19 protein-coding genes and 1 riboswitch are annotated in these 25481 nt (G+C 70.2%); of the genes, 14 read left to right on the forward strand and 5 right to left on the reverse strand.

What is annotated here, in order from left to right; all coding sequences use genetic code 11:
- Positions 1-3 precede the first annotated feature (3 nt).
- The 13 genes from HEP75_RS20705 (at position 4) to metE (ending at position 17682) form a co-directional block, all read left to right on the forward strand.
- Positions 4-444, forward strand: a complete 441-nt coding sequence (locus HEP75_RS20705; protein WP_185824771.1) for a hypothetical protein — start codon at positions 4-6, stop codon at positions 442-444.
- Positions 441-1808, forward strand: a complete 1368-nt coding sequence (locus HEP75_RS20710) for a DUF4157 domain-containing protein (protein ID WP_185824772.1) — start codon at positions 441-443, stop codon at positions 1806-1808. Before HEP75_RS20705 ends, HEP75_RS20710 begins: the two co-directional genes overlap by 4 nt.
- A complete protein-coding gene (locus tag HEP75_RS20715; RefSeq protein ID WP_185824773.1) occupies positions 1805-2458 on the forward strand; it encodes a hypothetical protein in 654 nt (217 codons plus the stop codon). The genes HEP75_RS20710 and HEP75_RS20715 overlap by 4 nt, the downstream gene beginning before the upstream one ends.
- 11 nt (positions 2459-2469) lie before the next feature.
- The gene (locus HEP75_RS20720; RefSeq protein ID WP_185824774.1) at positions 2470-2793 is read left to right on the forward strand and encodes a LysM domain-containing protein; all 324 of its coding nucleotides are present in this window, start codon (positions 2470-2472) and stop codon (positions 2791-2793) included.
- Positions 2790-3923 (forward strand): hypothetical protein, encoded by a 1134-nt coding sequence (locus HEP75_RS20725; RefSeq protein WP_221899285.1) that lies wholly within the window; start codon positions 2790-2792, stop codon positions 3921-3923. Before HEP75_RS20720 ends, HEP75_RS20725 begins: the two co-directional genes overlap by 4 nt.
- Positions 3920-4444 (forward strand): phage baseplate assembly protein V, encoded by a 525-nt coding sequence (locus HEP75_RS20730; protein ID WP_185824775.1) that lies wholly within the window; start codon positions 3920-3922, stop codon positions 4442-4444. The genes HEP75_RS20725 and HEP75_RS20730 overlap by 4 nt, the downstream gene beginning before the upstream one ends.
- Before the next feature lie 84 nt (positions 4445-4528).
- The gene (locus tag HEP75_RS20735) at positions 4529-4888 is read left to right on the forward strand and encodes a hypothetical protein (protein WP_185824776.1); all 360 of its coding nucleotides are present in this window, start codon (positions 4529-4531) and stop codon (positions 4886-4888) included.
- Between the two features lie 24 nt (positions 4889-4912).
- A complete protein-coding gene (locus tag HEP75_RS20740; RefSeq protein ID WP_185814396.1) occupies positions 4913-5269 on the forward strand; it encodes a GPW/gp25 family protein in 357 nt (118 codons plus the stop codon).
- Positions 5270-5286: 17 nt separating this feature from the next.
- Entirely contained in the window at positions 5287-7788 is a 2502-nt protein-coding gene (locus HEP75_RS20745; protein ID WP_185824777.1) for a putative baseplate assembly protein, read from the forward strand.
- 138 nt (positions 7789-7926) lie between these two features.
- A complete protein-coding gene (locus HEP75_RS20750; protein WP_185824778.1) occupies positions 7927-11058 on the forward strand; it encodes a putative baseplate assembly protein in 3132 nt (1043 codons plus the stop codon).
- Positions 11055-13301, forward strand: coding sequence for a hypothetical protein (locus HEP75_RS20755; protein ID WP_255423928.1), 2247 nt, complete (start codon positions 11055-11057; stop codon positions 13299-13301). The genes HEP75_RS20750 and HEP75_RS20755 overlap by 4 nt, the downstream gene beginning before the upstream one ends.
- 18 nt (positions 13302-13319) lie before the next feature.
- Positions 13320-14870 (forward strand): DUF6519 domain-containing protein, encoded by a 1551-nt coding sequence (locus HEP75_RS20760; protein WP_185824780.1) that lies wholly within the window; start codon positions 13320-13322, stop codon positions 14868-14870.
- 54 nt (positions 14871-14924) lie between these two features.
- Positions 14925-15178: riboswitch (cobalamin riboswitch) on the forward strand.
- 212 nt (positions 15179-15390) lie between these two features.
- Positions 15391-17682 carry a 5-methyltetrahydropteroyltriglutamate--homocysteine S-methyltransferase gene (gene metE / locus HEP75_RS20765; RefSeq protein WP_185824781.1) on the forward strand — a complete coding sequence of 764 codons (2292 nt, stop codon included), beginning with the start codon at positions 15391-15393 and terminating at the stop codon, positions 17680-17682.
- A 216-nt stretch (positions 17683-17898) separates the two neighbouring features.
- Here metE and HEP75_RS20770 read toward each other — a convergent pair whose 3' ends face one another.
- Positions 17899-19056 (reverse strand): PDZ domain-containing protein, encoded by a 1158-nt coding sequence (locus tag HEP75_RS20770; RefSeq protein WP_185824782.1) that lies wholly within the window; start codon positions 19054-19056, stop codon positions 17899-17901.
- Between the two features lie 262 nt (positions 19057-19318).
- On the opposite strand from HEP75_RS20770, the gene HEP75_RS20775 reads away from it, so the two are divergent.
- Positions 19319-21280: a choice-of-anchor X domain-containing protein gene (locus tag HEP75_RS20775; protein WP_185824783.1), complete on the forward strand. Its 1962-nt coding sequence runs from the start codon at positions 19319-19321 to the stop codon at positions 21278-21280.
- 261 nt (positions 21281-21541) lie between these two features.
- Here the strand turns inward: HEP75_RS20775 and purU are convergent, their stop codons facing one another.
- The 4 genes from purU to HEP75_RS20795 form a co-directional block, all read right to left on the reverse strand.
- A complete protein-coding gene (gene purU, locus HEP75_RS20780) occupies positions 21542-22393 on the reverse strand; it encodes a formyltetrahydrofolate deformylase (RefSeq protein ID WP_185814403.1) in 852 nt (283 codons plus the stop codon).
- 451 nt (positions 22394-22844) lie between these two features.
- Positions 22845-23255 (reverse strand): XVIPCD domain-containing protein, encoded by a 411-nt coding sequence (locus tag HEP75_RS20785; RefSeq protein WP_185823533.1) that lies wholly within the window; start codon positions 23253-23255, stop codon positions 22845-22847.
- Between the two features lie 170 nt (positions 23256-23425).
- Complete coding sequence (locus tag HEP75_RS20790) at positions 23426-24301, reverse strand: NAD(P)-dependent oxidoreductase (protein ID WP_185824784.1); 876 nt, start codon at positions 24299-24301, stop codon at positions 23426-23428.
- 61 nt (positions 24302-24362) lie between these two features.
- Positions 24363-25460 (reverse strand): NADH:flavin oxidoreductase/NADH oxidase, encoded by a 1098-nt coding sequence (locus tag HEP75_RS20795; protein ID WP_185824785.1) that lies wholly within the window; start codon positions 25458-25460, stop codon positions 24363-24365.
- Between the last annotated feature and the right edge of the window lie 21 nt (positions 25461-25481).

Here is a 25481-nt window from a genome sequence, read left to right on the forward strand (position 1 = left end):
CACATGTCCTGGTGGGATGACGAAGACGATATCCTCGGCGACGAACCCGCCGATCGGATCAAAGCCTCCCTGCGCACGCTACTGGCCCGCCGTCGCGACGCCGGCCAGCCCGCGTTATCTGCAGACGAACTGCTCGAGGCTTTCGCGGCGGCACTGCAGGCAGCACGATTACGCCCTGCGTTCACCGGTCTCGCCTTGCTGGTCGGCGACGCCCCGCCACGCGAGTACCGTGGCAGCAGCCAGGCCGGTCCGGCTGATGCGCGCGCAGCATTCGCCGAAGCATTTCCGGCAATCGTGGAGGCCTACCGCAAGCGCTTCGACCGAGCGCCACGACCGGTGGAGATGGTGAAGACGCTCGATTTCCTGGCCGGCGCGGATCCACACACCTATTTCCCCGATCTCGTTGCCGACACGGAAACGCCCGTACGTCTGGTGATGCAATGAGCACGCGCGATATGTCGCGATGGCCGGGGATCGCGCGCCCAAAACGCGACATCGTCAGAGTCGCGACGCAGACACCGGGCGGGCAGCAACTGGAGCCAGTGCTGCGCGCCCATATGGAATCGCGTCTGGGTTGCGACTTGAGTAGCGTCCGCGTGCATACCGACCACACTGCCGCCGTCTCTGCGCGCAGACTCGATGCGGCGGCCTATACACAGGGCAATTCGATCTTTTTTGGCGCCGGGCGGTATCAGCCGACGCAGCAGCACGGCCAGCACCTGCTTGCGCACGAACTTGCCCACGTCGCACAGCCGACATCGTCCGCCGCCACCGGCATCGCCGCGCCGGATCATCCGAGCGAACGCGAGGCGCACCGGGTCGCCGATATCGTGACCGCCGGCGGGCGCGCCACGCCAACCGCCGCCCGTGGCGGCGCGATCCAACGCCAGCCGCTGCCCCGCAGTTCGACGCTGCCCCCGCTGAGCGGCGGTGAGGCTCTGCTGGACAATGCCTCGCCGTTTCTCGCGGCGGCGGCCGGGTCGGCCGCGCTGGATGCTTTCGATACCGGCCGGGCCGAGCTGAAGCCTGGGCACCACGCGCAACTGGCGTCGGCCGTACGCAACATCCTCACGCTGCTGAAGCAGTATCCGTTGTCCAGGATCAGGGTCATCGGCCATGCCGACACCGCCGGCGCCGAGGCCTCGAACCTGGCATTGGGCCAGGATCGCGCCGCGGCGGTAAAGCAGGCACTGGTCGAATTGGGCATTGCCGAGACGCTGGTCGAGACATCGAGCGTGGGCGAAGGCGAGCCGCAGGCGGTGACGACCCGCGACGGGACCTCGCATCCGAAGAACCGCCGGGTCGAAATCCGGTTCTCTCCGGAAAAAATGCCGCTGCGTTCGATGCTGCCCGAACTTACCCGGCCGGGGTCGGTGGTCTCCGCGCCTCCCGGTCCAGCTGGCGCTACCGCGGCGTTGCCCTATTCACTGGATCCGCTGGGAATCCGGCGCGGGACGCTGCTGCCGGCGCCGCCGCCGGGTCCCTTGCGTCCAGAATCGCAGGCGCTGCCGCCGGACTTCTGGAAGCCGCTGCCGCCGTTGCCGAAGGGCGCCGGACCGAGATCGTTGATGGACGCCATCGGCGAGGAGATCGTCGATCCGCTCGTCGACAAAGTCGCCGCGCGGCTGCCCAAGCTGGCGCGCGACAAGATGAAGTCGGGCATCCGCTCGGCGATCGTCGCGGGCGCCAAGAAAGGTGCCCGCGCCGTCGCGGAGGCCGCGGGCCTGCAGGATTCCAAAGGTCTGGAGGCCATCGAAAAAGCGGTTGAGGCGGCAATCAAGATGAACGCGCAGGAGCAGCGGCCATGAGTGGGTACGCACGCGCTCCCAGACTGCTGCATGGCGGCCTGGTACTGCTGGACGCGACCACCGGTATCGTCCTGCGCCTCATCGCCCTGCAGTACAACCCGGACACCATGACCCGCAGCCTGCAGGTCAAGGGCGTCGGCACCGAATCCGGCGATCGCAGCGAGGCGATGCGGCTGAAGGGCCCCGCCGTGGAGACGATCAAGCTGGAGGCGGAGATCGACGCCACCGATGCACTGGAGACGGCAAGCGCGCCGGCTGTCACCCTCGGCCTGCATCCGCAGCTGGCCGCACTCGAGGTGCTGGTCCATCCGCACAGCATCGATCTGCTGCGTGCCGACGCGATCGCCGCGTCCGGCGCGCTGGAGATCGCACCGGCGCTGGCGCCGCTGTCGGTGTTCGTGTTCGGGCCGAACCGGATCGTGCCGGTGCGCATCACCGAACTGAGCATCACCGAGGAGGCGTTCGACGTGGCGCTCAATCCGATCCGCGCCAAGTTGAGCCTGAGCCTGCGCGTGCTCAGCGTAGACGATCTGGGCTTCGACAGCCGCGGCGGCGGGCTGTTCATGAGCTATCTGCAGGCCAAGGAGCGGCTGGCTGGACGCGCCACCGCCAGTGACTTCCGCGCGTTCGGCATTTCCGGCGTTCCCTGAGGAGTTCCTGCATGGCCAACTACGACTTTCCTCCCGGCAGCCGCTACCACGCGACCGAGATCGCTATGCTGCGCCGCGACGACGGCACCGTGGTGCCGTACCTGCGCCGCCGCTTCCTGCCTGCGGTGGAGAGCTTCAGCGTGCTGCACGAGCATCGCGTGGTCGAAGGCGAACGCCCGGATCACATCGCCGCTGCCGAACTGGGCGATGCCGAAGCGTTCTGGCGGTTGTGCGATGCCAATGGCGCGATGCATCCGGACGAGCTGGTCGATGCGATCGGCAAGGTGGTGCGCATCACCCTGCCCCACGGCGTGCCCGGACCGGGACGCGAATGAGCATGCTCAAGGGCATCCAGCTGACGCTGATGATCGGACCGGCAGTGCCGGTACCGGCGCCGCGCGCGGTGGTGGATGCGCTGCAGAGCGTCAAGATCACCAGCGGCAAGGACAAGAGCGGTTTCCAGCTGAGCTTCGCGGTGAGCAAGACCTCGCCGCTTTTGAACACGTTGCTGCCGGCCGGCTACTTCGACCCCATCGCCACACGGGTGATCGTGATGGTCACGCTAGGCGGCCAACCGCACGTGCTGATGGACGGCATGGTGACCCAACAGGAACTGGCGCCGAGCGACGAGCCGGGGCAATCGACGCTGACCATCACCGGCGAGGACCTGAGTGCGGCGATGGACCTGATCGAGCTGTGCATTCCCTACCCGAACATGTCGGACACGGTACAGGCCTACGCCACGCTGGCCAGGTACGCGTGGTTGGGTGTGGCGCCCATCGTCATTCCCGGCTTTTTCCCGGAGCAGCCGATCATGACCAACAAGATCGAGTCGCAGAACGGCACCGATCTGGAGCACCTCAAGCTGATCGCCAGCAACAACGGCTTCGTGTTCTACGTCGAACCCGGGCCGTTGCCCGGCCAGAGCATCGCCTACCTGGGACCGAACATCCGCATCCCGGTGCCGCAGCCGGCACTGAGCGTGAACATGGATGCGCATACCAATGTCGAATCGCTGAGCTTCTCGCTGGACGGGCTGGCCAAGGAGACCATGCTGGTCACGCTCGACGACCCGATCACCGGCAAGATCCCGACGCCGATCCCGATTCCGGCGGTCAACATCTTCCAGCCGCCATTGGGCGCGCGGCCTACCCTGCCGTTGAAGATGGTGCTGGCCAAGGAAATCGGCGGCCGTTCGGTTCCGTTCACCCTGAAGAAGATGCTCGGCCGCTTGCTGGTCGGTGCGGCCAACGCGATCACCGTCAGCGGCTCGCTGGATGTGTTGCGCTACGGCCACGTGCTGCGCTCCAAACTGCTGGTCGGCGTGCGCGGGGCGGGGCTGGCTTACGACGGCCTGTATTACGTGGATAGTGTCACCCACAGCATCAAGCGTGGCGAGTTCAAGCAGAGCTTCCAACTCAGCCGCGACGGCCTGATCTCGCTCGCACAGAAGGTGCCGCTATGAGCGCCAATCGCTACCCAGGCCTCTACCGCGGCACCGTCGCCTTCAACAACGACCCCGAGTTCCGTGGGCGCCTGCTGCTGACCATCGCCGACGTGCTCTCCTTCGTCCCCTCGACCTGGGCCGAGCCGTGCACGCCGCTGTCCGGCCCACCCGGGCCGATGGGCGTGTACATGGTGCCGCCGCCCGGCGCAGGGGTGTGGGTGATGTTCGAGCACGGCGACGTCAACAATCCGGTGTGGCTGGGCTGCCGCTTCGACACGCCGGCCGATCCGCCGATCGACGCCAAGCTCAGCAATCCGCTCGACCCCAGCATCGTGTTCCAGACGCTGCTGAAGAACACCGTGGTGATCAGCGATCTGCCGCCGACCCCGCTCACCGGCGGCATCGTCCTGCGCAGCACCACCGGCGCGATGATCGTGGTCAACGACAGCGGCATCTATCTCAACAACGGCAAGGGCGCGGTGATCTCGATGATCGGCCCGGCAATCAACTTCAACCTGGGGGCGATGACGATCACCTGAGCCGCGCAGGCACACGCCGCGCGGCGAATGCGCCGCACACGCCGATGCGAGCGCCTCGGCACCCATCCCTCGGAGGAACGCGCAATGCCCGGATTCCTGCTCCACGTCAACGCCGGCATGACCTGCCAGCACGGTACCGGCCAGGCCAAGATCGCGCCGACCCAGCCGCGCGTACTGGTCAGCGGCCAGCCGGTGGCCACGCTGCCGCCCGGGCCACCGACGATCGGCGTGCTCGGCTGCCTGTTCACCCTGCCCAACGGCAAGCCGCAACCGTGCGCGACGGTGCGCTGGAGCATGCCCAGCGCACGGCTGCTGATCATGGGGCTGCCGGCGTTGCTCGCGCCGGCGCCCGGGCCGGCGCCGGGCATCTGCCAGAGCGCCGAACAGATTCCCCAAGGTGCGGCGCAAATCGTCGCGATGCAGGCCCGCGTGCGCGCGCTGTAGCGCGCACGCTTCCAGGAGAACGCCATGGATCTCGCCTTCCCGTTCCGTCCCGATGGCCGCGGCCGCAGCGCGCAAGCCGACTATCCGCGGCACGTGCGCGACATGATCGAACAACTGGTGTTCACCTCGCCGGGCGAGCGCGTCAACCGGCCCGAGTTCGGCAGCGGCCTGCTGCAATTGGTGTTCGCCGCCAACAGCCCGGAGCTGGCAGCCACCGTGCAGTTCACCCTGCAGGCGGCGCTGCAGCGCTGGCTGCAGGACGTGATCGACCTGCACACGCTGCAGGTGACCGCGCAGGACGCCACGGTGACCGTGCAGGTGGGCTACCGCCTGCTGCGCGACGGCACCGAGCAGGACGCCAGCTTCACCCGCGCGCTGTGATCGACGAGGACGCCACGATGAGCATCAGCTGCTGCAACGACACCCGCCGCACCGCGGTGCGCCAGGCGCCCGGCCGGGTCGGCCTGGACTTCGTCGAGGTCTCCGCCGACCAGTGCACGTTGTTCGTCTACTTCCTCGGCAAGCTGCCGCCGGAGTTCGCCAGCGATGGCCCGGCGTTGCCGGCGCATCTGCGCATCGACGGCGGCGAACGCATCCGCGACATCGCCATCGTCGATGTCGATCCGCATATCAGCGACGATCCGGAGCGCGACGACTGGCTCAGCGTGCGCGTGGACCGCGCCGGCGACCATTCCCGCTACACACTGCAGCTGCGCGACGTGGCCGACGCGGACCCGCGCTACGCCAGCTGCACGTTCTCGTTCAAGGCCGGCTGCCCGTCGGACCTGGACTGCGCGCCGCGCCGCGATTGCACGCCGCCGGCCGAGGCCGAGCCCGCGCTCAACTACCTGGCCAAGGACTACGCCAGTTTCCGGCGCCTGATCCAGGACCGCCTGGCGCTGGTGGCGCCGGACTGGAACGAAGCGCACGTGCCGGATCTGGGGGTCACCCTCACCGAACTGCTCGCCTACACCGGCGATTACCTGAGCTACTACCAGGATGCGGTGGCCAGCGAGGCCTACCTGGCCACCGCCCGCCAGCGCATCTCGGTGCGCCGCCATGCGCGCCTGGTCGATTACGCGCTGCACGAAGGCTGCAACGCGCGCGCCTGGGTGGTGGCGGAAACCAGTGCCGAACTGAGCCTGGACCCGGCCGCGCTCGGTTTCGTCGCCGGCATCGACGCCGATGCCGCAGTGCCGTCGGTGATCGGCCCGACCGCGCTGCCGGCGCTGGCCGGGCTGGACTGCGAAACGTTCGCGCCGCTGCTCGACCCGGGTATCGACCAGGTGCGGTGGTACCCGGCGCACAACCGCATCGCGTTCTACGACTGGGGCGACGACGGCTGCCAGCTGCCGCGCGGCGCGACCCACGCCACCCTGGTGGATGCCTGGCAGGACGGACAACGCGCGTTGCGGCTGCGCCCCGGCGACGTGCTGATGCTGCGCGAAGTACGCGGCGGCGCTGCCGGGCTCGATGCCGATGCCGATCCCACGCGCTGCTGGCCGGTGCGGCTGACCCGGGTCGAGCCCAGCGAAGATGCGCTGCGGCCGCTGCCCGCTACCGACGGCGCGACGCCGCAACCCACGCCGTTGCTCGAAGTGAGCTGGGACGCCAGCGACGCGCTGCCGTTTGCGCTGTGCCTGTCGCGCCTGGGCCCGGCGCCGGACTGTGCGCGCCTGCGCGGCCTGTCCGTCGCACACGGCAACGTGCTGCTGGTCGATCACGGCGACAGCGCGCTCGACGAAGTGCTGGGCACGGTCGCCGGTATCCAGACCCAGGCCGCCTGCCTGTGCGAAGGCCAGCCCGGCGAGATCGCCGCGCTGGCGCAGCGCTGCGAGTGGCGGCTGGCACGCGTACCGCTCACCCATCGCGAACCGGCGCCGCACGCGCAACCGGCCAGCGCCGCACTGCGCCAGGATCCGCGCCGCGCGCTGCCGCAGCTGTCGCTGCACGACGCTGCCGGCAGCGCCTGGACGCCGGTCTCGGACCTGCTGGACAGCGGTCCCGACGATCCGCATGTGGTGGTGGAGCTGGACAACGCCGGCGTCGCGCGGCTGCGCTTCGGCGATGGCGAACTGGGCCGGGCACCCGCGGTCGGGCGCCGCTTCACCGCCCGCTACCGCATCGGCAACGGCCCCGCCGGCAACATTGGCGCCGGCGCGATCAACCGCGTGCGCCTGCGCGATCAGGAGTTGGAAGGGATCTCGCTGCGCGTGTACAACCCGTTGCCAGCCAGCGGTGGCCGCGCGCCCGAATCGCTGGACGACGCGCGCCTGTATGCGCCATCGACATTCCGCAAGACCTTGCAGCGCGCGATCACCGCCGACGACTACGCCCGCCTGGCGCAGGACGATCCGCGCGTGCAGCGCGCCGCCTGCGAACTGGTGTGGACCGGCAGCTGGTACGAAGCCGACGTGGCGCTGGACCCGTTGGGCGCTACCGGCGCCACGCCGGCCTTGCTCGACGACGTGCGCGCGCGGTTGCAGCGGGTCCGCCGCATCGGCCACGACCTGCACGTGCAAGCGGCGAGCTACGTGGCGATCGACCTGGCGTTGGAGGTCTGCGCGCTGCCCGGCTACGAACGCGGCGCGGTCAAGGCGGCGCTGCTGGCGCGCTTCGGCGCCGGTGTCGGCGGCGACGGCCGCCTGGGCCTGTTCCATCCGGACCGGCTCAGCTTCGGCCAAGGCCTGCTGCTCAGCACGATCGTCGCCGAGGCGATGGCCGAAGCGGGCGTGGAGTGCGTGCGCGTGACCCGGCTGCAACGGCTGTTCCTGCCGCCCAACCATGAGCTCGAGAACGGCCGCCTGGTCCTGGCCGCGCATGAGATCGCGCGGCTCGACGGCGACCCGGACCGCCCCGAACACGGCCGCCTGTCGATCGTGCTGCGAGGCGGCCGATGACGCGTCCATATCTGTCTGTCCCACGCCGCGACGCGGCCGCTTGCCCGTTTCCAGGAGATCGCTCCCATGACCAGCCATGACTGCGGATGCGGATGCGGCGCCACGCCCTGCGGCTGCGGCTGCGGCGGGGACGCGCGCGTGGCAGGCGCCGACAACCGCCCCGGCCTGCCGGCGCTGCGCTACCGCACCGGCACCCACGGCCGCTTTCTGGCGGCGATGCGCGCGCGCCTGCCGACGCTGGAGATCGAAGTCCCCGCCGTCGCTGGGCAGCCGCCGCAGCAGTTGCGCCCGTTGCAGGCGCTGACCACGCGCGACCCGGCCGATCCGGCGCTTGCGCTGCTCTATGCCTGGGCCAGCGTCGCCGACGTGCTGACCTTCTACCAGGAGCGCATCGCCAACGAAGGCTATGTGCGCACCGCGACCGAACGACGCTCGCTGGTGGAACTGTCGCGGCTGATCGGCTATGCGCCGCGGCCGGGCGTGTCCGCCAGCGTGCACCTGTCCTACCGGGTCGACGACAACCAGGCCGACGCGGTCGAGATCGCGGCCGGCAATCGCGCGCAGAGCATCCCCGGCGCCGACGAACTGCCGCAGAGTTTCGAAACCGACGAGCCGCTGCTGGCGCGGCGCGAATGGAACGACCTGCAGGTGCGCCGCGAACGCCCGCAGGCGATCGACGCCGCGACCCTGGGCTTGCTCGACCGGCTGTACGTGCGCGGCGCCGATGCGCCGGTCGCGGCCGGCGACCTGCTGCTGTTCCGCTTCCGCGACAAGACCGACGACATCGCCTGGGTGCGCGTGGCGCAGTCGGTGCGCGGCGACTTCGCCAGCGACCGCTGCGCCATCGCGCTGCAGCCGCTGCCGGCGCCGTTGCTGGCGGCACTGCCGCTGCTGATGGAGCTGGTGGCGCAGCTGGGTCCCGCCGCCGAGCACGACAGCGGCACCCAAATCGCCCGCGACAAGGCCCGCCGCCTGCTCAACAGCCTGCGCCTGGGCAGCTATGTGCGGCCGCTGCAGTGGCCGCACCTGATCGCCAGCCCGAACGGCATCGAAGACCCCGAAGCGGCGGCCCTGCTCGACCGCTTCGCCGAGCGGATCAAGCAGCACGACGACAGCGCGGCGTCCATCGACGACAAGACCGCCACGCCCGACGGATTCGTCGGCGCGCTGCTGCAGCCCCAGCAGTTGCAGCCGCGCAACGCCTTGCAGCTGCGCCGCCAGCTCGGCAACGCCTTCGCCCGCGGCGCGGACCTGCAACCGCAGTTGCTGCTCGACTTCGCCCCGGCGCTGCGCGACGGCTACTACGCCGCGTGGCGCGGCAGCACACCGCCGGCCGCAGCCAGCCGCCTGCACAGCCTGCACGTGCTGCAGCCCGGCGAGGCGCTGTTCGGCGCCAGCGCGCCGCGCGAGCCGCGATCGGAGAAGGACCACGTACTGCCGATGTCGCAATGGCCGGAATGGCCCTATGCGGCCGACGAAGAGAGCTATAACGGCTTCCTCGCACGTGCGGAAACGCGCCTGCTCCACGACGATCCGGTGCTGGCGCAGACTCCGAGCGACAAGGACAAGGACAAGGACAAGGACAAGGACAAAGACAACGACAAGCACGAAGCACCGTTCCAGCGCCGCCTGCTCGGCGTGGACAACGTGTTCGTCGGCCCGCGCAGCGCTTACGGGCTCAGCGCCGAGGCGACCGGCATCGAGTTCGCGCAGGATTGGCGCGAGATCGAATACGGCAAGGAAGGGCGGCACGACATCGCCGCGCTGCGCAGGACGCAGCTGTTCCTGCCCAAGGCCGCGCTGCAGCCGGCGGACGCGCCGATCGACGAGGACGTCGCCGGCCAGGAGATCGAACTGGGTCCGCTGCACGCCTCGCTGCCGTCCGGACGCTGGGTGATCTTCGAAGGCGAGCGCGCCGACATCGACGGGGTCGACGGCGTGCGCGCCAGCGAACTGCTGATGATCGCCGGGCTCGTCCACGGCTACGACCGCTCGCTGCCCGGCGACCGCCCGCACACCACCTTGCGCCTGGCCACGCCCTGCGCCTACCGCTATCGCCGCGGCACGCTGCGCATCCACGGCAACGTGGTCGCCGCCAGCCACGGCGAGAGCCGCCGCGAAGTGCTCGGCAGCGGCGACGGCCGGGCCGCGCTGCAACACTTCGCACTGCACCAGGCACCGCTGACCTGGCGCCCGGCGCCGACCGCCGCCGGTGCCGGCAGCACGCTGAAGGTGCTGGTCAACGACGTCGAATGGCGCGAAGCCGACAGCCTGGCCGGGCTCGGCGCGCAGGCGCGCGTCTTCGTCACCCGCAACGACGACGACGACCGCACCACGGCGATCTTCGGCAACGGCCGCGATGGCGCGCGCCTGCCCAGCGGCGTGGAGAACGTCCGCGCCGAATACCGCAGCGGCCTGGGCCGCGGCGGCAACGTCCAGGCCGGGCAGATCGCGCTGATGGTCACACGTCCGCTCGGGGTCAAGGAGGTGGTCAATCCGCTGCGCGCCTCCGGCGGCGCCGACCGCGAGAGCCTGGCGCTGATCCGCGAGAACGCGCCACGCTCGGTGGTCGCGCTCGATCGCCTGGTCTCGGTCGGCGACTACGCCGATTTCGTGCGCATGTTCGCAGGCATCGCCAAGGCCGACGCGGTACGCCTCAGCGACGGCGCGCGCGAATGCGTGCACGTCACCATCGCCGGCGTCGACGACATGCCGATCGATCCGGCATCGGATCTGTACCGGAATCTGCTGCAGGCGCTGCGCATGCTCGGCGATCCCGGGCTTGCCCTGCAGGTATCGCCGCGCGAACGCATCGCGCTGATGCTGCAGGCGCGTGTGCGCCTGCTCGACGGCCATCGCTGGGAGCCGGTCGCCGCAGCGTTGCGCGCGGCGCTGCTGCAGCGCTTCGGCTTCGAGGCGCGCGCGCTGGGCCAGGCGGCGCTGCTGTGCGAGGTCATCGCCACGATGCAGGCCGTGCGCGGCGTCGCCTGGGTCGATGTCGACCATTTCGGCGGTGTGCCCGAACGCAGCGAGGACCCGGCCACCGGCGCACGCACGCTGGTGACCCAGGACTTCATCACCGACACCGTGCACCGGATCGTCGGTTTGGCCGACCACGACACCAGTGTCCCCGGCAGCGCGCCGGGCGGTCCAGCCGAGCGCGTCGCAGCCGCTCGCGCCGCCTATCTGCACGGGCATTTGCGCCCGGCGCAACTGGCCATCTTCGCGCCCGCGGTGGCCGACACCCTGATCCTCAACCAGATCCCGTGAGCACTGCCATGGACCTTGCCAGCAACGACCCCAACGACCGCCGCGACCGTCTCTACGCGCTGCTGCCATCGATCCATCGCATCCGCGACGCCGAACTCGGCTATCCGCTGCAGGCGCTGCTGCGGGTGATCGGCGAACAGGTCGAGCGGGTCGAGGACGATATCGCGCAGCTGTACCGCAACTGGTTCATCGAGACCGCCGACGACTGGGCCGTGCCGTACCTGGCCGAGCTGCTCGGCTACGCTTCGGCCAGCGTGCCCGGCACCCGCGACGATCCGGCGCTGCGGCGCGTGCTGATCCCGCGCCGCGACGTCGCCCACCTGATCCGCAGCCGCCGCCGCAGGGGCACCGTGGCGCTGCTGGAGACGCTGGCCCGCGACGTGGCCGGCTGGCCGGCGCATGCGGTGGAAGGCTTCCGCACCCTCGACCGCGCGCAGCACCTGGACCACCGCCACCTGCAGCGGCTCGGCACCGCGCCGCTCCGCGACGCCGGCGCACTGGAGCGGATCGGCACGCCGTTCGACCGTTTCGCGCACAGCGTGGACCTGCGCCGCGCCAGCTCGGCGCGCGGTGCCGGCTGCCACAACATCCCCGACGTGGCGGTGTTCGTGTGGCGCATGCGCAGCTACCCGGTGACGCGCACGCCGGCCAGCTGCATCGAACAGGTCGGCGCGCACTGCTTCACCTTCAGCGTGCTCGGCCAGGACGCGCCGCTGTACCTGCGTGCGCACGCCGCGGCGGACGCCGCCGAGCCGGCGCTGCCGACGCCGCTGGGCCGCCGCGAACTGGCCGCGCGGCTGGACCAGGAGTACGGCCCCGCCGGCAGCCTGGCGATCTGGGCCGAGCAATGGGCCGGGCACGACCCCAGCCAGCCGCTGCCGGCCTCGGTGCTGCGCGTGGCCGACCTGGGCGACTGGCGCTACACGCCGGCGCGCGGCCAAGTCGCGGTGGACCCGCAACGCGGCCGGCTGATGTTCCCACCAGGGCAGTTGCCGAAGAAGGGCGTGCGCGTCAGCTACCACTACGGCTTCGCGGCCGACCTTGGCGGCGGCGAATATGCGCGGCCGCAGCTGCGCGCGAGCGCCGAGGAAGTCGCCTTCGACGCGCAACCGGCGCCCAGCGCCGAGGCCACCGTGGTGTACCGCGTCGGCGAAGCCACCGCGCTGCCGCGCATCGGCGATGCCTTGCGCCGTTGGCAACAGGACGCCCCGCGGCATGCCGCGATCGAGCTGTGCCACAGCGGCGTCTGGGTCGAACCGCTGCATATCCGCCTGCAACCGCAGCAGACGCTGAGCCTGCGCGCGGCCGATGGCACCCGTCCGGTGATCCGCCTGATCGACTGGCAGACCGACCTGCCGGACGCGCTGACCGTCGAGGTCGATGCCGGCAGCCGTTTCGTGCTGGACGGGGTGATGGTCAGCGGCCGTCCGCTGCACATCACCGCCCCGCGCGATCCCGGCCTGCACGCCGCGGCCGCGGCGCAGGTGCCGGACTGCGCCGCCGAGGTGATCATCCGCCACTGCACGCTTGTCCCTGGCTGGAGCCTGGAGTGTGATTGCGCCCCGCAGCGCCCGGCCGAGCCCAGCCTGGAACTGCACCGGCTCAAGGCGCGGGTGCGGATCGAACGCAGCATCGTTGGCGCGATCCAGGTGCAGCAGGACGAGGTCGGCAGCGACCCGCTGCCGCTGCACATCGGCGACAGCATCGTCGACGCCTGCGCGCCGCAGCGCCAGGCGATCGGCGGCAGCGGCGGCGGCATCGCCCATGCCGAGCTGACCGTGCTGCGCAGCACCGTGTTCGGCCTGGTCGAAGTGCATGCGCTGCGCCTGGCCGAGAACAGCCTGTTCAACGACTGCCTCAACGTCGCCCGCCGCCAGATCGGTTGCCTGCGCTTCTGCCGCGTACCGCGTCACTGCCGTACTCCACGCCGCTATCGCTGCCAGCCCGACCAGGCCATCGCCGCGGTCCGCGACCTGCAGCTGCCACCGGTGCAGGAAGCCGCGCGCGTCGCCGGCGAGCAGCGCCGCCTGACCCCGCACTACGACGCGCGCCGCTACGGCCATCCCGGCTATGCGCGGCTGTCGCGCGACAGCGCCGAGGAACTGCGTCGCGGCGCCGACGACGGCGCCGAACTGGGCGTGTACCACCACCTGTACGCAGCGCAGCGCGAGGCCAACCTGCGCGCGCGCCTGCACGACTCCACCCCGGCCGCGACCTCGGTCGGCCTGTTCTTCGCCGATTGACTCGAAAAGGACGCAACCATGAAAGGCGACTTCTCGCGGGTGAGCTTCGACCCCCGCCATCACTTCAGCCAGGTACTGCTGCAACAAGGCCGCGTGACCCTGGATGCCGATCCCAACGAACAGGGCGCGATCCTGCTGCATTACCTGCGCACGCTCGCCCGCGACCTGTTCGGCGCCTACGGCGGGCCAGTCGATCATCTCGGCTTCGGACTGCAGATCGACGCCAGCGGCGAAGCGCCGGTGCTGCGCATCGATGCCGGCCGCTACTACGTCGACGGCATCCTGTGCGAGAACGAGGGCTGCGACTACGGCAACCAGCCGTACTACCGGCCGCAGCCAAGCGACGAGCAGCACAGCGGCGACGCGCTGAGCGACTGGCTGCAATCGCGCGAACGCGGTGACCAGCGCTACTGGCTCTACCTGGACGTGTGGGAGCGCCACGTCACCGCGATCGAATACCCACACCTGCGCGAGACGGCGCTGGGCGGTCCCGATACCTGCAGCCGCCTGCAGGTGGTATGGCAGGTGCGTGCGCTGGACCTGGCGGCGCTGCCCAAGCGACTGGATGCACGCAGCGCGCGGCTCAAGCAGCGGCTGGAGCACACCCAGGATCCGCACGAACGCGAGCGCCTGGAGCGCGCGCTGGAACGCGCGCAGCGCGCTAGCGAGGCGCTGCAGGAAGAGGGCGGCGATGTCTGCTCCGCACCGCTGGAGGCGCTGGCACGCGACGCGTTGCCACAGTTGGCCGCACGCGTGGACCCGGGACAGCGGCTGGACGACCCGTGCCTGGCCGCGCCCGATGCGGCCTACCGCGGCGTCGAGAACAACCTGTACCGCGTCGAGATCCACCGCGGCAGCGACAACGGCGCGCAGCCGACCTTCAAATGGTCGCGCGACAACGGCAGCGTCGCCAGCGCCTGCCTGTCCGCGCAGGGCGAGCACCTGCAGTTGGCCAGCGCGCGCGGTTTCGCTGCCGGGCAGTGGGTGGAATTGAGCGACGAGCGCGACGACCTGCAGGCGCGGCCGGGCGCCCTGTATCTGATCGACGCCATCGACAGCGACGCGCTGCTGCTGGACGGCGCGCCGGCATGGGACACGGACGCCGTGCACCCCAAACTGCGGCGCTGGGACCAGTCGGCCTACGGCGACGTGACACTGGTCGACGGTGCGGTGCCGATCCCCGCGGCCAAGGACGCGCAAGCGCAATGGATCGACCTGGAGGACGGCGTGCAGATCCGCTTCGCCGCCGATGCCGACTATCGCAGCGGCGACTACTGGCTGATCCCCGCGCGCGTGGCCAGCGGCGGCATCGACTGGCCGACCCTGGCCGACGGCAGCGCAACGGCGCAACCGCCGCGCGGCATCGAGCATCACTACGCACCACTGGGCGTGCTCGGCATGCAGGCCACCGGCGGCGGCATCGGCGTCACCCAATCCTGCAGCTGCAGCGTGACCCCGATGAACAGCTGCAGCCTTGGCGGCGAACGCGATGCGCTCCCCCGCGGCGGCGGCAACGGCAACGCCACGCCGGGCAAGAAGACCCCGGCCAAGCCCAAACCGCATACCTGACCCTGCATCCGCGACGGATCGCCCACCGCGCTTGACCCGTCAGCCCACACCACCTATCTTGCGCATGCCGAAGGTATCCATCGCTTCATTCGGATGAAGGGATGGATTTAAACGGGAATCCGGTGAAGGCTGGCGCCGCAAGCGTCCGCCCATTCCGGAGCTGCCCCGCAGCGGTGAATGGAAACGACCTCCGTCAATGGCACTGGGCCGGCGCATGCCGGCCTGGGAAGCGGCGGACAGTAGGCGCGCAGCCGGCACGGTGCGCTCGTCCATCAGCCCGAATACCGGCCCCGGCCGGAGGACCTGTGCGTCCTCCGATTCGACCTGGCGTCTCCGCGGGGAGGCGGCCGGAAGCCGTGCCGTGGCCCTGCGCCGCGCCGCGCTCTTCCGCCTGCCCGCGTGGCGCCGGTTCGCCCGCGGGGGCGAAGGTCGCTGGCGTGGCGGGCGTCCCGTGCGAACGGGCGGACGGCGCGCGGTTCCTTCGTTCCTCAATGCCTATGAACGCAATGAGGAAACGCAAATGACGATCGTGACCAACCTGGGCTTCCCGCGCATCGGTGCGCGGCGCGAGCTCAAGCGTGCGCTGGAAAGCTACTGGCGCCGCGAAACGGATGAGGCAAGCCTGCAAGACACCGCGCGGCAGCTACGCCAGCGGCATTGGCGGCTGCAGGTCGAGGCCGGGGTGGATCTTCCGCCCAGCAACGACTTCAGCCTGTACGACGCGATGCTCGACACCGCGTTCCTGTTCGATGCGATCCCGCAGCGCTACCGCGCGCTGGCCGATGCCGATCCGCTGGCCGGCTACTTCGCAATGGCGCGCGGCTCGCAGGAGAACGGCCTGGACCTGCACGCGCTGGAAATGACCAAGTGGTTCGACACCAATTACCACTACCTGGTGCCGGAACTGGCGCGGCGCCAGCACTTCCGCCTGCGCGGCGACAAGCCGTTGGCCGAGTTCCTGGAAGCCAAGGCGCTGGGCATCACCACGCGGCCGGTGCTGATCGGGCCGGTGACCTTCCTGCTGCTGTCCAAGACCGTGGACGGCAGCGATCGCTGGGCGCTGCTGGACAGCCTGCTGCCGGCCTACGCCGAGCTGTTGCAGCAACTCGACGCGGCCGGCGCCAACTGGGTGCAGATCGACGAGCCGGCCTTGGTGCTGGACCTGGACGAGGCTGCGCGCGAGGCGTATCGCCGCGCCTATGACTTCCTGGCGCAGGCGCCGCGGCCGAAGCTGCTGCTGACCACGTATTTCGGCGAGCTGGGCGACAACCTGGAACTGGCCGCGGCGCTGCCGGTGGACGGCCTGCATGTGGATCTGGTGCGCGGCGTGGCGCAGTTGGACGCGGTGCTGCAGGCGTTGCCGGCCGGGCGCGTGCTGTCGGCGGGGCTGGTCAACGGCCGCAACGTGTGGCGCACGCCGCTGGACACTGCGCTGACCCTGGCGCGCTACGCCGCCGGGCATGTCGGCAGCGAGCGGCTGTGGTTGGCGCCGTCGTGCTCGCTGCTGCACGTGCCGGTGGATCTGGAGCAGGAAAAGGCGCTGGACCGCGAACTGCACGCATGGCTGGCCTTCGCCAAACAGAAGCTGCAGGAATTGCGCACGCTGGCCGATGCGTTGCACGAGCTGCCGCAGGCGCAGGCCGAGCTGGAGCAGGCGCGCGACGCGCTGGCGACGCGGCGTTCCTCCGCGCGCGTGCATCGCCCAGAAGTCGCACGCCGGGTGGCGGCGCTGAGCGAGGATGCCGGGCGCCGGCAATCGCCGTATCCGCAGCGGCGCGATGCGCAACAGGCGGCGCTGCGGCTGCCGGCTTACCCGACCACCACGATCGGCTCGTTCCCGCAGACCGCACAGGTGCGGCAGGCACGCGCGCAGCACAAGGCCGGCAAGCTCGGCGATGCCGAGTACGACGCGTTCCTGGCCGCGGAGACCGAACGCTGCGTGCGCGCGCAGGAGCAACTCGGGCTGGACGTGCTGGTGCACGGCGAGTTCGAGCGCAACGACATGGTCGAATACTTCGGCGAGCAGCTCGACGGTTTCGCCTTCACCAAGCATGGCTGGGTGCAGAGCTACGGCTCGCGCTGCGTGAAGCCGCCGATCATCTACGGCGACGTGCAGCGGCCGGCACCGATGACGCTGCGCTGGACCCAGTACGCGCAGTCGCTGACCGACAAGCCGATGAAGGGCATGCTGACCGGGCCGGTGACGGTGCTGCAGTGGTCGTTCGTGCGCGACGACCAGGAACGCGCGCAGACCTGCCGGCAGATCGCGCTGGCGCTGCGCGACGAGGTGCGCGACCTGGAGGCGGCCGGCATCGGCGTGATCCAGATCGACGAGCCGGCGATCCGCGAAGGCCTGCCGCTGCGCCGCGCCGACTGGCAGGCGTATCTGGACTGGGCGGTGCAGTGCTTCCGCATCGCCGCGGCCGGCGTGCGCGACGCCACCCAGATCCATACCCACATGTGCTACTCGGAGTTCAACGACATCATCGAGGCGGTGGCGGCGATGGATGCGGACGTGATCTCGATCGAGACCTCGCGCTCGCGGATGGAGCTGCTCGATGCGTTCGTGCGCTTCCGCTATCCGAACGCGATCGGCCCGGGCGTGTACGACATCCACTCGCCGCGCGTGCCCAGCACGCAGGAGATGGTGCAACTGTTGGACAAGGCGCGCGCGGTGCTGGATCCGCAGCAGCTGTGGGTCAATCCGGATTGCGGGTTGAAGACGCGCGGCTGGCCGGAAACGCGCAGCGCGCTGGAAGCGATGGTGGCCGCGGCGCGGCAGCTGCGTGCGCAGCAGGCGCAAGCGGCGTAAGTAGGCGATGAGCCAACGGTGCTCGGCGTGCTGCACGCCGGGCATCGCAACGCCAGAATGCATGGCATGCGCGTTCGCGTGCATCGCCGCGCAGCGCCGGGTTCATGCGCCGATGCGGGAAACAGGCTGCTCTGCCCCTCTGCGATGCACGTCGCGGGCGACTGCGACGAATACCCGACATGCGGCAAAGCACCCGCAGCTACAGGCGAGCGCAATTCACTCCGTCGTTGGCACAGCGGCCGCCGGCACTTGCGCCGACACCGCAGCGGCAGCGCCGCTCGCGAACAACAGACTCAGCTGCTGCATGCGGCGATCGCGCCATATCTGCGCCGGCACCGGAACGCCTGCGCGCAATCCTGCCACCAAGGGCGGCACGTCCTGAGGGCCGCCGACCGGCCGGCCGTCGATCTCCAGCAGCACATCCATCGGCTTGATCCCGGCCTGCATGGCGACGCTGCCGTCGATCACCTCCACGATCCATGCGCCGCGCGCGGAAGGAAGTCCGGTTGCCAGCGCCACTTCCGCGGTGACCGGCGCGATGCGCACGCCGAGTGTTCTGGGCGCTGCTGCCGCAGCCGCAGTGGGCGCGATCGGCGTGGCAGACGCCGAAGTCGGTGTCGCCGCAGCCACTGCAGCTGCGCGGCCGCTCGGCATCCACGCCACTTCGGCGAACTTGGTGTTGAACCCGCCGAACAGCCTGCGATAGTCGCGACTGGCCTTGCTCGCTTCGGCCTGGGTGTCGTATGCGGTGCAGGTCGTGTCTTCCTCCGGCTGGCCGTGCGCGCGCACGGTCTGCTTGAATTCCTCGGCATACGCCGCGCTCTGCGCATAGACCGCCGTCGGATCGGCGCCGCTCGGCATGGCGAAGATCTGAGTGGCGACGGTGTGCGCCAGGTCGCTGCGATCGGGAATGTCGACCTGGGTCGCGTAGCAGTAGAAATAGCGCGTGATCTGCGCCGACGGCTTGGCGGCGGCATCCCACGGCGGCGGCGTCCAGTCCACGTCGCGCCAGCTGCCCACCTTCATCAGGTACAGGCGCTTGCTCCATATCGCGCGTTGCTGCTCGCGCTGCGCCAGCGCTTCCTCGCGCCCTGGGCCGAGCATGCAGTCCTTGGTTCCCGCCCCGCCGAGGCTGCCCACATGCTGTAGGAAATCACTGGCTAGCTCGTTGCTGCGCCGCAGCCAGCCGCTGGCGTCGTCCTGATAAGCAATCTCGACGACCGGCGAGGCCCAGACCTTTGCCGGCACCCCGCCGGTGTCGGTCACGCTGCAGAACGCGAACGCCGTGCGCGTCGGCACAGGCGCTTGCGCGAGGACCGCGACGGGCGCCAGCCCGGCGAAGAAAACGGAGAAAAGCACCGCATTGCGCAGCATCTGGATATCCCCCTGGCTACTCCAGTATTGCCATCGGCATCGCCATGCCGCCCCAACGCAGACACTAGCCCATTCACGCGGCGGCTGCACTGGATCGCCGCGGCGCATGGCCACGCCGGTGCTGCAGTGCACCGTGGAACTGTCATCTGGGCGGGGTATAACGCAGTCACGTCGCGGCGAGGGGGCGCTGCATCCGCTGCGCAGGCGTGCGATCGCGATCGCCGTACTGCCTGGCTTCGCATTGTTCAAGGAGAGAGCCGCCATGCCGACGCTACCGAAGTTGTCCCTGCTGTCCACGCTGCTGCTGTCGCCATTGCTCGCGCAGGCGGCCGATCTGGTTCCCAAACAGTTGGCCGGCCCTCCCGAGGAATTCGCGCAGATGCGCGCGCCGGCGCCGGCCGAGGCCGCGATCCTGTCCAAGAGCGCGTTGCTGCCGGTGGAATTCGCTTCCGCACGCAGCGGCGAAGCGGCGCAATGGCAGGCGACGCTGCCGGTGGAAAACGGCAAGCTGCGCTTCGTGCTGCTGTCCGGCACGCACGACTGGCAACCGCAGTTGCACGCGCCCGGCGCGGCGAACGCTCGCGCCAGCGCCGCCATCGTGCCGAACGCGGTCGCCACTCGCCTGGGCAGCGGCGACACCGCACTACCGGCCCGCGAGTACCGCGTGGACAGGGCGGCCAACGGCAGCTGGACGCTGACCCTGCGCGCCGACGGCAGCGCCGCGCAACGCGGCTACCTGTTGATGGAAGGCGATGCGCGCACCCAGCTGGCGTCCTATCCCAGCGACCGCCGGCAACTGCACAGCGGCCAGCGCATCGGCCTGACCGCGCTGCTCGGCGGCAGCGACAGCCACGGCGCCACCGCGCTCGCCAGCAATGCCGGACGCATCCGCGACGCGCAATTGCGCGTCACCGCGCCCGACGGCACGGTGACCCAGTGGCCGATGGCCGACGACGGCCGCCATGGCGACGGCGCCGCCGGCGACGGCATCTATGCCGGCGATTTCCCGGCGAAGGCGCCGGGCAGCTATCTCGCGCAGGTGGTGGTGCACGGCGAGGACGCGGCCGGCCAGGCCTTCGTGCGCACCAGCGAACACGTGCTGCCGGTGCTCGATACCAGCTTGCGCATCGCCGCCGACGCGGTGAGCGCCAGCGCACAGGACGGCACCCGCCTGGCGCTGCCGATCCCGGTCAGCGCCAGCGGCCAGGCGCCGGCGCACTATCGCGTGCTCGGCGAACTGTGGGGCACCGGTCGCGATGGCAGCGCGGTGCCGGTGGCCTGGCTCGGCGGCATGCTCGCGCCGCACAACGGACGCCTGCCGCTGAGCGTGGACGAACGCTGGATCGTGCGTGCCGGCGCACGTGCGCCGTTCACGCTGCGCAATCTGCGCATCGAGGACCCGGACCATTTCGTGCCGCTGGCCACGCGCGACACGCTGGCGCTGACCCTGCCGGCACTGCGCCGCAGCAGCGTGGCGCGCGGCGGCGCGATCGACGCCAGCATGCGCATGGGCGAGCGCCCGGCGACGCTGCAGCGCGCGGCGACCGATGCGCAAGCGCAAGCGACCGGATCGCGCTTGGTACTGGTGCACGGCTATTGCTCCGGCGGGGTGTGGCCGGCGGCGCAGTTCAGCAACGCCTCGACCTTCCTGGACGCCAACCAGAACCGCAGCAACGACCAGTTCGCGCAACTGCTGGGGCAGTTCGGCAGCCAATGGAATTCGTTCGGCACGGTGGCGCACAGCCAGGGGGGCATGGCCGCGCTGCACCTGTACAGCTACTACTGGAGCGGGCTGGACAATGCCAGCGGCGGACGCGTCATGCAGTCGGTCGGCACGCCCTACCAGGGCACCAACCTGTCCGGCATCCTGGCCACGGTGGGCTCGTGGTTCGGCGTGGGCTGCGGCAGCAACAGCGACATGACCTACGACGGCGCCAAGGCCTGGCTGGCCGGCATCCCGACCTCGGCGCGGGCGCTGGTCAACTACTACACCACCTCCTTCGCCAAGACCAACTGGTACACCAACGACTACTGCAACGCGGCCTCGGACCTGGTGCTGGACGACCCGGAGGACGGCGTGGTCGAGCAGGTCAACGCGCAACTGCCGGGCGGGGTCAACCGCGGCCACACCACCGGCCAGTGCCACACCACCGGCATGCGCGATCCGGCGCAATACCTGGATGCCAGCCGCAACGCGACGATGAACGCCAACGCGGCGCGTTGAAGGGCGGGGATTGGAGATTTGGGATTTGGGATTGGTAAAAGCGGCTGCACCGGGCCTGCAGGGTCGGTGCAGCGTCTAGGTCTCCATGCACCGATGCTGCGGCTGGCGCAGGTCCGATTCGATGCCGCTTTTTTTGTAGGAGCGGCTTCAGCCGCGACAGGCATTATTCGAATTGCGAATCGTGAATTGGAACACCCGGAGCCAGCCGTGCTCACGCTCTTGATTTTGCGAATCCCTAATCCCGAATTACAAATCCCGGCCTCACCGAAACACCACAGTGCGATGCCCGTTGAGCAAAATGCGATGCTCGACATGGCGGCGCACCGCGCGGGCCAGGACTTGCGATTCGGTATCGCTGCCCAGGCGCACCAGGTCGCGCGGAGTCATCGCGTGGTCCACGCGGGCCACGTCCTGTTCGATGATCGGGCCTTCGTCGAGATCGCCGGTGACGTAGTGCGCGGTGGCGCCGATGATCTTGACCCCGCGCGCGTGCGCCTGGTGGTACGGCTGCGCGCCCTTGAAGCTGGGGAGGAAGCTGTGATGGATGTTGATCGCGCGTCCGGCCAGCGCGGCGCACAGCGTCGGCGACAGGATCTGCATGTAGCGCGCCAGCACCACCAGGTCGATGCGCTCGCGCTCCACCAGCGCCAGCAATTGCGCTTCCTGTTCGGCGCGGTTGTCGGCACCGACCGGCAGGTGGTGGAACGGCACGTCGTAAGAACGCGCCAGTGCGGCGAAATCGTCGTGATTGGAGGCCACCGCGGCGATGTCCACGCGCAGCTGACGGCTGTGCGCGCGAAACAGCAGATCGTTGAGGCAATGGCCCTGCTTACTGACCAGCACCAGCAGACGCGCGCGGCGCCGCGCGTCGTGCAGTTGCCAGTCCATCGCGTAGTCGGCGGCGAGCGGCGCCAGTTGCACCTTCACCGCCGCGACGATGCCGTCGGCGGGCACGTCGAAATGCACGCGCAGGAAGAAGCGACCGCTCTCCTCGTCGCCGAACTGTTGCGCGTCGAGGATGTTGCAGCCGTGCTCGAACAGCAGGCCGCTGACGCGGTAGACGATGCCGGTACGGTCCGGGCAGGACAGGGTCAGGATGTAGTCGGGGCGCATCCGCGCAATGATAGGAGAATTCGGGACTCGGGATGGTGGGCTGCGGATGTTGCCAGGACATTGGCTGTGGGATGCCGCAGCGGCATTGCCGGGGTCTTGCCGTCTGTAGGAGCGGCTTCAGCCGCGACAGGATCTATCGGTAAAGCCTGTCGCGGCTGAAGCCGCTCCTACAGGGAGTTGCGGCAGGCCAGCGGGGTGCACTGTGGGAGGGACTTCAGTCCCGACGCTTTACCGCCAAGGAAAGTGCATCGCTTCGCCGGTCGCGGCTGAAACCGCCCCCACAGGGGACTTGCGGTGGGCCAGCCGGGTGCACTGTGGGAGGGACTTCAGTCCCGACGCTTTGCCGCGAAGGAAAATGCATCGCTTCGCTCGTCGCGGCTGAAGCCGTTCCTCCGAAGTGCGGCATCCGCATGCTGGCAGCAGGCGGCCTCGCCTGCGCGCCAGGCCGCACTCACTCCGGACGCAGGCGCAGCGCCAGGCGGCGGTTGACCTTCTCCAGCCGCGCCAGCGAGTCTTCCACGGACATGCCCACCGCCTCGTGGGTGGTGATGTGCGCACGCAGATGCGCCGGGTCGTCCAGGTCGCCGCGCACCAGGAACACGTTCTCGCCCTGCTCCACCTCGCCCAGCTCGCGGCTCAGCACCACGTGATCGACCTGGTCGAAGCCGTACTCCTTGGCCAGCGGCAGCAGCCGCGCCACCATGCGCTCGCTGATCGCGTCGGGCGCGCGGCCACAGGCGGCGTCCAGCGCGTGCACGCCTTCGCGGATCTGCGCGTACAGCAGATGGTCGGGATGCTCCGGATGCTCGGGACCGAGCACGGCCTCGCGCGCGACGGCGCGCGGCGGCTGGATGGGCGTCATGGCGCCGGGGTCGGACGAATTCGGGCTCATGGCATCCTCCTATGATGCGCTTGCAGGCCGCCGCACCTTAGCGGCAAGCACGCGGCCAGCTCAAGCGCGGCGACGCAGTCTGCACCAAACCGCGACAAGGCCGCCTGAAGATGGCGGCCGCGCGCCGCAGCAGCGAACGCTCAGGCCTGCCCGGCGCGGCGTGCGGCGACCTTGGCCAGCGCCGACCAGTCCAGCTCGCCGTCGCCGTGCGCGATCGCGTCGATGAACTGGTCGCGCAGCACCGCCGCCAGCGGCATCGGCACGTGCCGGGTCTCGCCGGCGTTCAAGGCCAGGCGCACGTCCTTCAGCCCCAGCGTGGTCTTGAAGCCGGCCGGGCTGTAGCGCTGCTCGGCGATCATGCCGCCGTAGTTCTGGTACGCCGGTGCGGCGAACAGGGTGTTGACCAGCATGCCCAGGAAATCGGCCGCGTCCACGCCATGCCCGCGCACCAGCGCCGACGCTTCGGCCATGGTGCCGATGGCGCTGGCCAGGCACAGGTTGGCGGCCAGCTTGACCGCATTGGCCTGCTCCGGCGCCGCGCCGAAATACCAGGTCTTGCGCCCGATCACGTCGAGCAGCGGCTGCACCCGCGCCAGCGCCGCGGCATCGCCGGCGGCGAGCAGGTTGAGCTGGCCGGCGGCGGCCACGTCGCTGCGCCCCAGCACCGGGATCGCCAGGTAGGCCACGCCGCGCTCGGCATGCAAGGCGCTCAGCTCGCGCGCCAGCGCCACCGAGATCGTGGCCATGTTGACGTGCACGCTGCCGGCCGGCAGCGCGTCGAGCGCGCCACGGTCGAGCAGGGTTTCGCGCACCGCCGTATCGTCTGCCAGCATCGAGAACAGCACCGGGCCGCGCACCGCGTCGGCCGGCTGCGCGGCCAGTTGCGCGCCGGCCTCGAGCAGCGGCTGCGCCGCGGCCGCGCTGCGGTTCCACACGGTCAATGCATGCCCGGCGCGCAACAGGTTGTGCGCGATGGGCTGGCCCATCGTGCCCAGGCCGAGAAATCCGATGCTCATCGCCAACTCCTTGCACAACTCGTGGTGGATGCCGCGACCTGCGCGGCGCAGCGCGCGCGCATCACGCGTCGAACAGGCCGCGCGCCGAACGCGGTTCGCAGCGCAGGTATTGCGGCGACGGCTTCAGCCTGGCGCCCAGCGCGGCGGCGGCGTGCCACGGCCAGCGCGGATCGTAGAGGATGCCGCGGGCCAGCGCGACCGCGTCGGCCTGGCCCTCGGCGAGGATCGCCTCGGCGTGCTGCGGCTCGGTGATCAGGCCGACCGCGATCACCGGCATGCGCACCGCGCGATGGATCGCCTCGGCCTGCGGCACCTGGTAGCCGGCCGCCAGCGGAATCTGCTGGCGGCGATCGAGGCCGCCGCTGGACACGTGCAGGTAATCGCAGCCCTGCGCCTGCAGCGCCTGCGCCAGGGCGACGCTCTGCGCCACGTCCCAGCCGCCCTCGACCCAGTCGGTGGCGGAAAGGCGCACGCCCACCGCGACCGACGCCGACACCGCCGCACGCACCGCGGCATGCACGCGCAGCAGCAGGCGCATGCGGTTCTCCAGGCTGCCGCCATAGGCGTCTTCGCGCTGGTTGCTCAGCGGCGACAGGAACTGGTGCAGCAGATAGCCGTGCGCGGCATGCAATTCGATCAGCTCGAACCCCAGCCGTTCGGCGCGCTGCGCCGAGGCGACGAAGGCCGCGACGACGGCGTCGATGCCGGCCAGGTCCAGCGCCTGCGGCGGCGTGCCGTGTTCGGCGAAGGCCAGCGCCGACGGCGCCACGGTCTGCCAGCCGTTCGGCTGCCCCGGCGCGATCGCGCCGCCGCCCTCCCACGGCTTGTTCGTGGACGCCTTGCGCCCGGCGTGTGCGAGCTGAATCCCCAGCGGCATCGGCGACCAGCGCCGCACCGAGGCCAGCACCCCGCGCAGCGCCGCTTCGGTGGCGTCGTCCCACAGGCCCAGGTCGGCGTAGCTGATGCGCCCGCGCGGCTCCACAGCGGTGGCTTCCAGGATCAGCAAACCGGCACCGGACTGCGCCAGCTGGCCGAGGTGGATGGTGTGCCAGTCGCTGGCCTGGCCATGCTCGGCCGAGTACTGGCACATCGGCGCGATGACGATGCGATTGGACAACGACAGCGGCCCCAGGGCGAGGGGCGAGAAGAGATGGCTCAAGGTGGCGTTCCGTGGGGACGC

It is taken from the genome of Xanthomonas sp. SI, from assembly GCF_014236855.1.
Lineage (GTDB): Bacteria > Pseudomonadota > Gammaproteobacteria > Xanthomonadales > Xanthomonadaceae > Xanthomonas_A.